This window comes from Nostoc sp. DSM 114161, from assembly GCF_052692665.1.
Genome location: NZ_CP195141.1, coordinates 3376649 through 3390534 on the forward strand (window position 1 = coordinate 3376649; position 13886 = coordinate 3390534).

Sequence of the window (13886 nt, forward strand, 5' to 3'; positions counted from 1 at the left end):
ATGATAACTCCGCTATCTTGCCGCAATTTTATAGACGGTCAATGGTTGACCGCTGTAGGGGAAGCAACTCTCGAAAGCCGCAACCCCGCTGATAGAAACGAACTTGTTGCCACATTTCCCCGTTCCCAAGCCAAGGATGTAGATACAGCGGTAGCCGCCGCCCGCAAAGCCTATCAAACTTGGCGCAAAGTCCCAGCCCCAGCCAGAGCAGAATACATTTTTCGCGTTGGGGAAATCTTACTCGAACACAAAGAAGAACTTGCCCAGTTAATTAGTCGAGAAATGGGTAAACCCCTGACAGAAGCTAGGGGAGATGTGCAAGAAGGTATTGACTGCGCCTTTTATAGTGCTGGCGAAGGACGGCGACTTTTTGGGCAAACCACACCCTCGGAAATGCCCAATAAATTCGCTATGACGGTGCGAATGCCCATTGGTGTCTGCGCCTTAATTACTCCTTGGAATTTCCCAGTGGCAATTCCTTGCTGGAAAGCGATGCCAGCATTGGTGTGTGGGAATACAGTCATCCTCAAACCTGCTGAAGATACATCTGCTTGTGCAAATAAATTAATTGAAATTTTCCAACAAGCTGGTTTACCGCCAGGGGTAATTAACCTCGTGCATGGTGTAGGAGAAGAGGCGGGGAAAGCTTTAGTCGAACATCCTGGTGTTGATTTGGTGTCCTTTACTGGTTCTTCCCAAACCGGCGCTTTTGTCGGCGCGACTTGCGGACGCACTCACAAGCGCGTCTGTTTGGAAATGGGCGGCAAAAATGCCCAAGTGGTAATGGAAGATGCCGATTTAGAATTGGCTTTAGATGGTGCGGTGTGGGGTGCTTTTGGCACAACCGGTCAACGCTGTACGGCTACGAGTCGCCTGATTTTACATCGGGACATCAAAGAAAAATTTACTGCTATGCTTTATGAGCGTGCCAGTAAGTTACGCTTGGGTGCTGGCAATGACCCCGATACAGATATTGGCCCCATAATTAATGAAAAGCAACTCCAACAGGTAAGCAAGTATTTAGATATTGCCCGCGAAGAAGGAGCAAAAGTTTTAATTGGTGGGGAAATCGCATCTGAAGACGAATTAAACAATGGTTACTTCTTTCAACCGACTATTTTGGATGATGTAACTCCCGATATGCGCGTTGCCCGTGAAGAGATATTCGGCCCGGTGGTGGCATTAATTGAGGTGAGTTCTTTTGAAGAAGCGATCGCCATTCTCAATGATACCAATTACGGCCTTTCTTCTTCCGTTTATACTCGCGATATCAACCGCGCTTTTACTGCTATGCGGGACATCGAAGCAGGTATCACTTATATTAACGGCCCCACCATTGGTGCAGAAGTACACTTACCTTTTGGTGGTGTCAAACAAACCGGCAATGGACACCGCGAAGCTGGAACCACTGCTTTAGATGTGTTTACTGAATGGAAAAGCGTTTATGTTGACTTTTCTGGAAGTTTGCAACGCGCCCAAATAGACAACAGAAATTCGTAATTGGGCATGGGGCATTGGGCATTAGTCATTGGTTATTGGTCATTGGTCATTGGTCATTGGTCATTGGTTATTGTTACGAATTACCAATGACTGTAAATAATTGGATTTCGCAGTTTAATTATTCAGTAATTCTAAAAAACTATGTTAAGTATTCCTGTTAATTTAAATTTACCTCGGACACCGCGAATAATTACTTCTTTGCCTGGAACTCGCGCTCAAGAAATTATACAACGCGATCGCGCCGTGACTTCTCCTTCTTATACCCGCGATTATCCCTTAGTAGTGGCTCGTGGTGAGGGTTGTATGGTGGAAGATGTGGACGGCAATGTGTTTCTGGATATGACCGCAGGTATCGCCGTCACCGCCACGGGACACGCCCATCCGGAAGTCGTCAAGGCAATTCAAGAACAGTCGGCGCGTCTGCTGCACATGTCGGGGACGGATTTTTATTACGAACCGATGGTGGAATTGGCAGAAAAATTGGCTGTTCGCGCCCCCTTTCCCCAGCCACAGGACAACGCTGGATTTCCCGCCAAAGTATTTTTTAGCAATTCCGGGGCAGAGTCTAACGAAGGGGCGATTAAATTAGCTCGATATTACACCAAGCGATCGCTAATCGTCGCATTCTTAGGCGCATTCCACGGACGCACCTATGGCGCAATGTCTCTGACTGGTTCCAAAGTAGTGCAGCGAGCCAATTTTGGCCCTTTAGTTCCAGGGGTGACTCATATACCTTATGGCACTCACGCCAGTTTAGATTACTTAGAAAAACAGCTATTTACCACAACTTTACCACCGCAAGAAGTAGCGGCAATTGTAGTCGAACCGATTCAAGGAGAAGGCGGGTATATCGTACCAGAGGATGGCTTTTTAAAACGCATTCGGGAAATTTGCGATCGCCACGGTATTTTAATGGTGGTGGATGAAGTACAAGCGGGTATGGGGCGCACTGGTAGATTATTTGCGATCGAGCATTGGGGAGTCATGCCTGATATTATTACTACCGCCAAAGGTATCGCTAGCGGTCTGCCTTTAGGGGCGATACTTGCCAGACCAGAATTAATGACTTGGCCTCCTGGTTCTCACGCTACCACATTCGGCGGTAATCCCGTAGCTTGTGCGGCTGGTATTGCTACCCTAGAACTACTAGAAAACGGTTTAATGACCAACGCTACCCAGATGGGAGAGTTGTTACAAACTGGGCTTACCGAATTACATCATAAATTTACCAGAGTATCGCCGCCACGAGGAAAAGGTTTAATGGTTGCGGTGGACTTATTGGATGAAGCAGGTAATCTTGATAAAAAATTGCGCGATCGCATTATCCAAGAATCCTTCTTACAAGGTTTATTATTACTAGGTTGTGGCAAAGCCGCCATTCGTTTCTGCCCGCCCCTAATTATCGACACCGACCAAATCCAAACCGCCCTCCAAATTCTCTCAAATATCCTCACTCAATAAACTCTCCGCGTCTCTGCGCCTCTGCGTGAAAAAATCATTCATCCCCCATCAACATTATGAAACCCCAAATACCCCTCCATCTCTGGAAACTACTCTGGCAACAATACAGCACCAGAGTAAATTATGCCCGTACCTACCAGCAAATGATTACCGCTGCTGGCGGAAACGTAGCCAACGACCACATCGCCTTTCGGTCTTTGCGTCTATTAATAGATACTCCACAGGGTGAAGTTAATCTGGGAATTAACTACCTCGGACAAGTTGTAGAAGCTTTAGGTTATGTTGCAGCTGGAGAGTATACCTTTGCCAAAACTCATCTTTATGCCCGTCATTATCATCATCCCCAGCAAGAAGAATTTAACTTACCTAAACTGTTTATTAGCGAGTTAATTGTTGATGAATTGCCTAGCAATATTGCTCAAATAATTTCTCAAACAGTAGCTTCAATTGAATATAAACTCACTCCATCTGTTAATTCTCTTCTAGAAAAAGAAGAAAACGTTGAAATCATAGCCAAACAACTCCAACAAATATTTACCCGTCCTTGGCTACCTCCCCGGCGTTCCGTTGTCGAAGAGGTGAACCAGGTTAGTCAGTATGGCGCTTGGGTATTGCTGCACGGTTATGCTGTCAACCATTTCACAGGCTACGTTAACGGCCAGAACACCGCAAAATATCCAGATATAGACATTACTGCTACTAGTTTGGCTAACTTAGGCGTACCAATGAAAGCAGAGATAGAGGGAAATGTTGCTTGTGGTTTGCGTCAAACGGCGACTCAAGCAGTAACGGAAATGGTGACGGCGCTAGATGATAACAGTGGTCTAGAGATTCAGATTCCTTGGACTTACGCCTATTATGAAATTGCCCAACGCTATCCTGTGGAAGTCGAACCTGGAAAGCAGGTACTTTTTGATGCTTTTTTAGGAAGTAATGCTCAGCAATTATTTGAAATGACGCGTTTAATTAAATAGGAATGGGGTATGGGCCATGCGGCATGAGACAGATAGAAAGCTGAATTGCATTGACGAGTATTAAAGACTCATCGGCGAATATCAAAGACTCGTCGGCGAGTATCAAAGACTCGTTCGCGAATATCAAAGACTCGTCGGCGAGTATCAAAGACTCGTTCGCGAATATCAAAGACTCGTCGGCGAATATCAAAGATTCGTCAGTGAATATCAAATTATGATGTGGGTATCGCAACTATGAAAGCACATTCAGACTTGATACCAAATCCGCTTTTATAATGCCATGCTTTCCTGCTTACTACCCTAAATGCGATCGCGTAGCGTCCCGCAGCGATCGCATATTTTTTTAATTGAAAGTCTCCTATGTCATGTAACAATTATTTTGCTATGAAATAGAGATTAAATTGTGAGTTTTGACAACGTTTGTAAGGTTTTAGCCGAAAAATACCCAAGAGAATTTGGTAGTTGGCTACTCCCCCAAGCACCGACTTTAGTTAAGGTGCTTAAGACCGAATTGAGTTTAGAACCAATCCGTGCAGATTCTGTGACATTTCTGCAAACAGCCAATCGAATTTTACACATCGAATTTCAAACTCGCACCATCTCAAATCCGCCGCTTCCATTCAGGATGCTGGATTACTCGGTGAGGTTAATACGTCAATACAACGTCCCAGTCACCCAGGTTGTAATTTTTTTACAAGAGACAAATAACGAAATTGCTTTTACTGAAGAATATGTAAATGAAACGACAACTCATCGTTATCGAGTCTTGCGGATGTGGGAACAAGAATCAGCGCTATTTCTTGATAACCCTGCATTATTACCTTTAGCACCATTAACACAAACAACCTCACCCCAAAGGTTGCTATCCCAGGTTGCCCAGAGTGTTGCTAGAATTCCCGATAGGAATACTAGACAGGATATTGCAGCTTACGCAGAAATTTTGGCTGGTTTAAAGTTTGAAAAGGAATTGATTCGTCAATTTTTAAGGGAGGATGTGATGCAAGAATCGGTAATTTATCAAGATATTTTACAGAAGGGACAACAACAGGGAAAACAACAGGGACAACAAGAAGAAGCCTTTCGGTTTTTAATACGTCTATTAACTCGGCGGTTTGGTGAGATAGATTCGTCGATAATTGAACGCATTCGAGGATTATCCACCGAACAATTGGAAGTATTAGGAGAGGAATTTATAGATTTTTCTGAAATATCCGATCTAGTAGTTTTACTAGAACAGCAAGAGAGTAGTTAAAAATTGAAGAAGAATCATTTGTCACTCATAAGACAATACGGTTCAGTTAACGGTATTTAGCTTAAGAAGATCCCCCCAACCCCCCTTAAAAAGGGGGGCTTAGTTCCCTCCTTTTTAAGTCCCGTTAGGGAGGAACGAGTCTTAACTGAACTGTATTGACTCATAAGAATGATTCTTCTTCAATACTTGTTTAATTCAGAAATTGACACAAGAAGGGCAATTAAAAATCCTAGATGCGATCGCACTTTAAAAATACCTTCACTCTAAGCTTTCGATCGCAGCGATCGCGTCTAAAATTGCCCCATGCCCTATTTTCATTTAACAAATTCTGGTAGTTCTATCCAAAAACGACTGCCTTGGGAGACTTCTGACTCCATACCTACTTGTCCGCCCATGCGTTCGATGCCTTTGCGGACGATCGCTAGTCCAATTCCTGTGCCAGGATAGGCTTCAATGCTGTGTAAACGCTCGAAAACACCAAAAATCCGCTCCCAGTGCTGGGGCAAGATGCCTATGCCGTTGTCTTGTACCCACAAACGCACCCAGACTTCGCGGCGTTCTGTCCAGATTCTGACTTGGGGTTGAACTCCAGAATCTACAAATTTAATCGCGTTGGTTAGTAGGTTTGTAATAATTTGCTCGACGGTGCGGTAGTTTCCCACAACTTCTAACAATGGTTCAACAATTGTCACTTGTGCTTGGTTTTCTTGTAGGGATACTTCTAATTGCGTCAGCACTTGCTTGACTAGTGAGTTGAGGTTAATTGGTTGCACTGGCAAGTCAATTCGGCTCAAGCGGCTGTATTCTAATAAATCTAGCAGTAAGTTGTCCATCCGCTCGACGTTGCTGGCGATGCGATGGACTAAATCTTGCCCGCCTGAATTTAATACGGTATCGTAGTCTTCTAAGAGAATAGTGGCAAATCCCCGAATCGCACGCAGAGGTTCTTGTAAGTCGTGGGAGATGGAATAGGCAAAGGCTTCTAAGGCACTGTTGGCTTCTTCTAGCTGTTGTGTGCGGTTGTGAACTAGTTGTTCGAGTTGTTCGGTGTAGCCCTGCAATTGTTCGCGCAGGCGAGATTGCTGAATGCCGATCGCTAACTGATTTGCTACCTCGCGGGCAATTTCTACGTCTTCCTCAGTTAACGATCGCGGTTGAATTACTCCTACGTTCAAAGAACCGATTAGCTGTTGTTGAGCAATTACAGGTACATTCATAATTAAGCGAATGCCTTGGTCGAACAGCTGTTGTTGAACGCGATATCTAGGATGTTCAGCCAGGTTTTCAATCATCATCACCTGGTTTTGTTGCAAGTTTTCAATGTTGCCAAAATCATCTAATGAGAAAGTTTCGCCTACGGCAAAGCCAATGCGATCGCTAGACTCAACAGCTAAGACAGTGGCTTGTTGCTGTTCCAAATCAAACAACGTCACATCCATTAATTGGCACGGAAGTAAGGGATAAGTCCAAGCAAGAGCCGCTTCGGCAATTCCTTGGGGAGAAATTGCCCCCAAAATCGACCGATCTAACTCTTGGAGAGTTTGTAATCTTGTGGCGTAGCGCTTGAGTGCTTCTTCTGAGCGTTTGCGCCCGGTAATATCTTCCACTAGACCATCAATCACCTCCTCTCCATTAGTAATATTGAGAGTTTCATTCACTGATACCCATATATAGCTACCATCTTTTCTACGTATTCTTAATTCCCGTTCTCGTCTTTTGTTTGGTGTAATATCTCCCGCTCGGGAAAAAATCTCATTAAAGTTAGTATTAGACTCAATTTCTTCTAAAGAATCAAGCCTCAAAAGGTTGAGAAATGCACTGTTAACTTCTAATAGGCGTCCGTCGGGAATTGCCCGAAATACACCAACATCTAATCGATTGAGTAAAGATTGCAAGCGATTCTCTAAAAAGCTGGCTCTACGGCGAGTTTCGTTGCGTTCTAACACAGACCTCACCGTTGCGGACAAACGAACTAAGTGTTTGGGCGACTTAAGAATATAATCATCAAGTCCGCTTTTCATTGCTTCAACGGCGATTTCTTGATTGCCTGTGTTAGTGAACATAATCACCGGGCGATCGGGATAGCGGTTCTTTAAAAGATGTAATATTTCCAAACCATTGTTCCAACGGAGTTGATAATCGGTAATTGTTAGGTCAAAGCGACCTGCTATCAATGCTTGCTCAAAGTTTTCTGGTTCACCCACTTCCTCTATTTCTACATCAGGAAATTCCCGCCGCATCTGGCGAATAATCATGAAACGGTCATTTGGGTTATCGTCAATAATCAGAATGTGCATGAGAAGCAAAAAAATTTATGCTTGAGAAGCCCTAAGTGCAGAATTCTTACTAAAGAAAGTAGATTTAATAACTTACAATTTCTGTAGTATCAGTTAAGAGTGTAATGCGTAAGTTCTAAATCTTTCGATGTCGTATTCTCAGCAAGAACACACCCTACTAAGCAATCTCAACTTAAAGCTATTTTCAGATAAATAGACCATGCTTTATGGGTAAAGCGCAATCCTCGTTGGTGTTAACTAGTGTTAACTATAAGATAGAAATAGCTTAACTGTTCTTTTGGTCACTAACCTTACCTAGTAGCAGTTTCAGTCGGTGTAACAGCCCCCTTCAAGAAAATGTCTTTAATTCTTAATTTTTAATTGTTAATTACACTCCCACCCTTTTAAGGCACGGCATTGCAACGTTTGAGCGAATCAACTTGTCTAACTGAGGTAAACCAACGGCTGTTGATTTAAATTTAGCCAATAAGCATCAAGTAACTTTATCATTGCCGTTAAATCACTGAATGCCACGGGTTTAACTAAATAAGAATTAACGCCCAAGTCATAAGCTTTATGAACGTCGGTTGTTTCTTTAGAAGTTGTCAGCACAATTACTGGTAGGCGTTTGAGTTCGGGTTGTTGCTTGAGCCACTCCAAAACCTCAAACCCAGATTTGCGTGGCATTTTCAGGTCTAACAAAAACAGTATCGGCAAAGGGTAGCGTTCTCGATCGCCATATTCTCCTTCACCACAGAGGTAAGAAATAGCGGCTTCTCCGTTGCTGACAACTTGTAGGGGTTGCATCAGATTAGCTTTGCGTAAAGCACGACGAATTAACAGAACTTGATTTGAGTCGTCTTCTGCCAGTAAAATTGTCTGCTGCTCTATGTTCATGTTTTCATCGAAAGTTTTTTTGTAGTTCAATCCAAAAGCGGCTGCCTTTACCTACTATTGACTCTACACCGACCTGTCCCCCCATACGTTCAATACCTTTGCGGACAATGGCTAAACCAATGCCAGAACCAGGATAACTTTCTTGAGTATGCAATCTTTCAAATACATTAAAAATTCTCTGCTGATGTTCTGGTGCAATGCCAATACCGTTATCTTCTACCCAGAGGCGAACGGAGGACGCGGGGGATGAGGAAGACAAGGGGGACAAGGTAGAATTTTCTCCCCTTTTTACCTCATCTCCCCATCTCCCTATCTCCCCATCTCCCCCGACGATTTCTGCCCAGATACGAATTGTTGGTTGTCTGTTAGCGGGGACGAATTTAATTGCATTACTCAGCAGGTTTACGAGTACTTGGATTAAAATTGTCCAATTGCCTATAACTTCTGGAAGTGGTTGCTCTATGTTTACTTGAGCTTGTCGCGATCGCAATTCTGCTTCTAGTTGGTTAAGGGCTTCTGTAACAATGTCTGTTAAGTTAAGTACGCCAAAATTAATTTCTACCTGACTCAGGCGCGAGTAGTCAAGCAAGTCTTGAATTAGTCCATCCATTCGTTCGGCAGAGGCGAAAATCCTTTGGATATAATCTTGTCCAGTGCTGTCCAAGCGATCGCTATAATCTTCCTGTAGTGCTTGAGCTAAACCTTGCATTGACCGCAAAGGAGCGCGTAAGTCATGGGAGACTGAATAACCAAAGGTTTCCAGTTCTTTGTTGGCTTCCATTAGGGCGGCTGTACGTTGGGCGACTCGTTCCTCTAATTCATTGGCGTAGTTCTGCACCGCCTCTGCCATTTCCCGATAGCGAGTTTCGCTTTCTCGTAACTTCAACTCTGTACGTCTCCAAGCTGCATTTACCTCAGTAGTTAGCAGCGATACGATAACAAATAACCCCAAGCGGATAAAGCTATCGAGGGTTAAAATACTCGGTGAAGAAGTTGGTTTTAAGAAAAACAAAGCGATCGCCAAGCTACACAGCACGGTTGCCAATAAACTTGAGCCGCGAGTCCCATACCACGAACTCAGCACCACGGCTGCAAAAAATACTGAAAAAGTAATGTTCTCTAACAGTGGCGATATCAGTAGAGAAAATAACAATGCTAAACCGCTAGCGAGTACAGCAATGCCGTAGCTTTGTTGCCAGGAGCGATTTCTATTGTGCATTAGACACCTGCTGGCGTGGTCTTATCCGTTTCACTTTAAGATTGATACATTTAGGGAGGCAGGGGGGCAGGGGAGGCAGGGGGGGCAGGGGAAGCAGGGGAAGCAGGGGAGGGTTGGGGTGTGGTTTTGAAGATTTATGCAAGAAGTCTATTGCATCGACTTGCACCTTTGTTGCATCGACTTGCACCTTTATTGCATCGGCTTGCACCTTTATTGCATCGGCTTGCACCTTTGTTGCATCGACTTGCACCTTTATTGCATCAACTTGCACCTTTATTGCATCGACTTGCACCTTTGTTGCATCGACTTGCACCTTTATTGCATCGACTTGCATCTTTGTTGCATCGACTTGCACCTTTGTTGCATCTTGCTACTACATACCGTTAACGTTAACCGTCAACCTTGCACTAAGTTCGCAATAGTTTCAATTAACTGCGCTGGATCTATTGGCTTGCTAATGTGGGCTTGAAAACCGGCTGCTTTGGCTCGTTGTTCGTTACCTTCTCCAGCATAGGCTGTCAGAGCGATCGCCGGAATTTTGCCTCCTTGTTCTGGACTCATTAACCTAATTTGTCTCAATAACATATAGCCATCCATTTCTGGCATTCCGATATCGCTCACCAGTAAATCTGGTTTCCACTGTGGCAATATTTCTAATACTTCTTTTGCTGATGATACAGCAGTGACAGTAGCTCCAGACTGTTCGAGTACAAAACTAACTAACTCTAACGAATCAGGATCGTCATCTACAACTAAGATTTTCAAATCATCAAAAGCTGGAGTATTGGTGGCTACTATATCAATTCCTTTACTGCTGTCAACGGTATCACTAAATATCATCGGCAAGTTGACAATAAAGGTTGCTCCGCGGCCTTCTCCTAAACTTTCTGCCAAGACAGTTCCACCATGCATTTCTGCTAAATAACGGACAATTGCCAATCCTAAACCCAAGCCACCAAATTTCCTAGTAGTTGCACTATCGGCTTGACGAAAGGTTTCAAATACATAGGGCAGAAAATCTGGGTTAATTCCTTTGCCTGTGTCTTTAACTGTAATTTGCACTTGAGAATCGATTTGCTCTAAATAAATCTCAACTTGTCCGCCTTCAGGAGTAAATTTGATGGCGTTGGAGAGGAGATTCCAGACAATTTGTTGCAAGCGCCCTGGATCTCCAAATACCTGACCAACAGCGGGATCGAGAGCAGAGTGAATTTGAATCAATTTGGTTTCCGCTGATAGCCGTACTGTTTCTATTGCGGCTCGAATAATGGTTGCCAAATCAACTGGGCAAACATTGAGACTGAGTTTACCTCGCAAGATGCGGGAGATATCTAACAAGTCTTCAATCAGTTTAGTTTGTAACTTAGCGTTACGTTCGATGGTTTCTAGAGCTAAAGCAGTTTTTTCTCGATCTAACTTGTTGGTACGCAGAAGTTTTGCCCAACCCAAAATCGGATTTAGGGGAGTTCTGATTTCGTGAGACAGAACAGCTAAAAACTCATCTTTAATGCGATTTGCGTCTATTGCTTGCTGGTAAAGGCGAGCATTGTCAATGGCTGTAGCTGCCCGCAAAGCCAGCGCTTGAGCCATATTTAAATTAGCTGTAGTGTAGCGACGGTTCGCTTGAGTAGTAATCAAAGTAATTGTACCTAGCTTGCGTAGGTGCATTGGGCCGTAGGCATCACGAGCCACTAAGGGCACAATTATGTAGGATTGAATATCCATCTGGCGCATCAACCGTTGGGTTTCTGCGTCCTGCTTCATCGTTAATAAAAAAGAATTCGCCCTTGCATCAGTAACTAATTCTGGTTCGCCTGTTTGCAAAACTTTTCTGACACCAAAATCAGCATCTGCGGAAGTAGAATAAAACCGTCTGAGTAAGAGGGCTAGTGCTTCTTTTTCGGGAGTAGCCGCTGCAACAACTGGTTCTTCAAATACTATTAAATTAGCCTCAACAATATCAATTAAACAGCAATCAGCTAATGTAGGAACTACTAAGTTGGCTAATTTTGCCAGAGTCGCGCGGTAATCGAGGGAAGATACTAGCAATCGGCTAGCTTCAGACAATAAACTGTAATTTTGCTTTTCAGCTTCAGCTTCCATGCGGGCGGCTTGTTCGCTGATGAGTAGTTGCTCTCGCTCTAATTCTACTCGTTTGCGATCGCTAATATCTTCTACCAAGCCATCGATGATACCTTTGCCATCAATTTTGGTGAAGGTTTTGCTGACACGTACCCAAATCAAACTACCATCAGCTCGTCGCAATTGAATTTCTTTGTCGCGCACTTCGCCGTTTTCTCGCAGTTGATTGATTAGCTGAGTATAATCTTCTGGCTGAAAATAAAGCTCTATGAAACGACTTGCTTGTTCTTGGGGTAAGCTTCCCAACCCAATCAAACGCAGGAATGCTGGGTTGCATTCGAGTAAAGAACCATCGAAAGTTGCCCGATAAATGCCAACATTAAGGCGGTTGAGCAGAGTTTGAAAGCGAATTTCTAAATTTGCCGCTTTTTGGCGAGTTTCAGCTCGTTCTAGCGCCGATCGCACTGCTATTCTTAAGCGTACTTGGTGCTGAGGAGATTTGATTACATAGTCATCCAACCCAGATTTCATTGCCTCCACAGCAATTTCCTGAGTGCCGCTGTTGGTGAACATGATCGTTGGGCAGTTAGGATAACTAGCTTTAATTGCGTGTAATACTTCTATACCATTACTCCAGCGCAATTGATAATCGGTGACAACCAAGTGAAATTGACCCCTCTCCAGTGCTTGAGCAAAGTCTTGTGCTGTGACCACTTGTTCTACTTCGAGGTCAGAAAACTCGCGTTCCAATTGCCGAATTGCTAAGAGGCGATCGTTCGGATTGTCATCAATCAACAGAATTCGTAACATTTGATTTGGCTACAAGTCCGATAGCATTCAAATCATAAGCCTAAAAGTAGCCTAAACGTACTCCACATTTAGGAAGGATTTTAGGAAACAAAGCAAAATATTATGATATATGGCAATACTAGCAATTACTACGGTGCCGAGCGATCCCTTTTTCAAAAGGTTGTGGTTGGGTTGCGATCGTCTGCCGATTTACAAGGGACACCTGAGCTAATTTGTATAGAATTTAAGTACAATCAACTTGGCTTGGCTGTTTTATGAATTCCCGCCGCATTCTCAAAGTTCCAGAAAATTTATCGCTGCTTGTAAAAATACTTGTAGGAATTATTAATGGTTGATAGTTGAGTGTTGACTGAAGAGTTAAGAATTATTCTTATTGTCTCCCTTGTCTCCCCATCTCCCCATCTCCCCATCTCCCTTTTCATCTTTTCTTGCGGCTACAATACATTACCAAAAGTATAAACAATCCCATTCCTGCAAGATATTTAATCGGATCGGGTACGTTAGGATTAGGCGAAAAAAAGCCTTCGATCGCACCTGCAATCATCAACATTGGTACAATCGCAAATACTAACTGCGCTGCCTGATTTCCATAAAATTTCAGTGCATCTCCTCGGCGATATTTGCCAGGAAATAAAATTGCTCTTGCTAATAAAAATCCCGCACCTCCAGCAAAAAATATCGCTGGTAGTTCTAAGGAACCATGCGGAAATACAAACGCCCAAAAAGGATAAGCCAGATTATTTTGACCGACTAAAGTACCAACGGCACCAATTAATAAACCATTAAATACCATCAAATAGGCTGTGTATATCCCAGCTGTAATTCCACCAGCAACAGCCCCAAAAGACACCGCCAAGTTATTAATCGTAATGCCGCTGGATGCTAGAGGTTCGATGCCAACAATTGACCCCATCCATAATTTATGCTCATCTCGTACTTTGGTTATCAAGTTTTCAGGTACGATTAAGGACATGAAGCTGGGATTTTGCCAGGAATACCACCAAGCAACTACTCCACCCACTAGAAACAGCGCCGTTGCCGCAGCTATGTATGCAAATGTTTTTTGGACTACAGATGGTAATCCCCAACGGTAAAATTCTAAAACTGCCTGCCACTCCTGTCGCCGCGAACCCTGATAAATTTGCGTATAAGCACGAGTTGTTAAAGATTGTAAACTTTGTATCAAAGTATTACTGATTTGCTGGGTACGGGCGCGGGCTAAATCTGCGGCTACCGAACGATATAAAGAAGCCAATTCTCTAATTTCAGCTGCCCGTAGAGACTTTAGCCCTTTTTTTTCTACCTGCTTTAGTAGGGCATCCAAACGCTGCCAATTCGGTTCTCGTCGTGCAATCCAACGTTGAATATTCATGAATTTTGGGAACACTGACTTTAACTTAGCTTAAGATAGCCTC

General features: G+C 43.6%; 12 protein-coding genes. 6 read left to right on the forward strand and 6 right to left on the reverse strand.

Going from position 1 to position 13886, the window contains the following annotated elements; all coding sequences use genetic code 11:
* From NSTC745_RS14875 to NSTC745_RS14885, 3 genes are all read left to right on the forward strand, one after another.
* The gene (locus NSTC745_RS14875) at positions 1–1500 is read left to right on the forward strand and encodes an aldehyde dehydrogenase family protein (protein WP_445637819.1); all 1500 of its coding nucleotides are present in this window, start codon (positions 1–3) and stop codon (positions 1498–1500) included.
* A gap of 141 nt (positions 1501–1641) precedes the next feature.
* Positions 1642–2961, forward strand: a complete 1320-nt coding sequence (locus NSTC745_RS14880) for an acetyl ornithine aminotransferase family protein (protein ID WP_445637820.1) — start codon at positions 1642–1644, stop codon at positions 2959–2961.
* A gap of 56 nt (positions 2962–3017) precedes the next feature.
* Positions 3018–3935, forward strand: a complete 918-nt coding sequence (locus tag NSTC745_RS14885; protein WP_445637821.1) for a DUF1338 domain-containing protein — start codon at positions 3018–3020, stop codon at positions 3933–3935.
* On the opposite strand, the gene NSTC745_RS14890 is transcribed toward NSTC745_RS14885, so the two are convergent.
* Positions 3928–4146 (reverse strand): hypothetical protein, encoded by a 219-nt coding sequence (locus NSTC745_RS14890; protein ID WP_445637822.1) that lies wholly within the window; start codon positions 4144–4146, stop codon positions 3928–3930. The genes NSTC745_RS14885 and NSTC745_RS14890 overlap by 8 nt on opposite strands.
* A gap of 192 nt (positions 4147–4338) precedes the next feature.
* Here NSTC745_RS14890 and NSTC745_RS14895 point away from each other — a divergent pair, with 192 nt between their 5' ends.
* Positions 4339–5187: an Rpn family recombination-promoting nuclease/putative transposase gene (locus NSTC745_RS14895; RefSeq protein WP_445637823.1), complete on the forward strand. Its 849-nt coding sequence runs from the start codon at positions 4339–4341 to the stop codon at positions 5185–5187.
* Positions 5188–5501: 314 nt separating this feature from the next.
* Here the strand turns inward: NSTC745_RS14895 and NSTC745_RS14900 are convergent, their stop codons facing one another.
* The 3 genes from NSTC745_RS14900 to NSTC745_RS14910 all read right to left on the reverse strand — a co-directional run bounded on the left by NSTC745_RS14900 (position 5502) and on the right by NSTC745_RS14910 (position 9579).
* The gene (locus NSTC745_RS14900) at positions 5502–7484 is read right to left on the reverse strand and encodes an ATP-binding protein (protein WP_445637824.1); all 1983 of its coding nucleotides are present in this window, start codon (positions 7482–7484) and stop codon (positions 5502–5504) included.
* Between the two features lie 423 nt (positions 7485–7907).
* On the reverse strand, positions 7908–8360 hold the full coding sequence (locus NSTC745_RS14905) for a response regulator (RefSeq protein ID WP_445637825.1): 453 nt from the start codon (positions 8358–8360) through the stop codon (positions 7908–7910).
* 4 nt (positions 8361–8364) lie between these two features.
* A complete protein-coding gene (locus tag NSTC745_RS14910) occupies positions 8365–9579 on the reverse strand; it encodes an ATP-binding protein (protein ID WP_445637826.1) in 1215 nt (404 codons plus the stop codon).
* A 120-nt stretch (positions 9580–9699) separates the two neighbouring features.
* On the opposite strand from NSTC745_RS14910, the gene NSTC745_RS14915 reads away from it, so the two are divergent.
* A complete protein-coding gene (locus NSTC745_RS14915; RefSeq protein WP_445637827.1) occupies positions 9700–9966 on the forward strand; it encodes a hypothetical protein in 267 nt (88 codons plus the stop codon).
* A 9-nt stretch (positions 9967–9975) separates the two neighbouring features.
* Here NSTC745_RS14915 and NSTC745_RS14920 read toward each other — a convergent pair whose 3' ends face one another.
* Positions 9976–12471 (reverse strand): response regulator, encoded by a 2496-nt coding sequence (locus tag NSTC745_RS14920; protein ID WP_445637828.1) that lies wholly within the window; start codon positions 12469–12471, stop codon positions 9976–9978.
* A 102-nt stretch (positions 12472–12573) separates the two neighbouring features.
* Between NSTC745_RS14920 and NSTC745_RS14925 the strand changes: the two genes are divergently transcribed.
* Positions 12574–12729 carry a hypothetical protein gene (locus NSTC745_RS14925; protein WP_445637829.1) on the forward strand — a complete coding sequence of 52 codons (156 nt, stop codon included), beginning with the start codon at positions 12574–12576 and terminating at the stop codon, positions 12727–12729.
* 160 nt (positions 12730–12889) lie between these two features.
* On the opposite strand, the gene NSTC745_RS14930 is transcribed toward NSTC745_RS14925, so the two are convergent.
* On the reverse strand, positions 12890–13843 hold the full coding sequence (locus NSTC745_RS14930) for a stage II sporulation protein M (protein WP_445637830.1): 954 nt from the start codon (positions 13841–13843) through the stop codon (positions 12890–12892).
* Positions 13844–13886 lie beyond the last annotated feature (43 nt).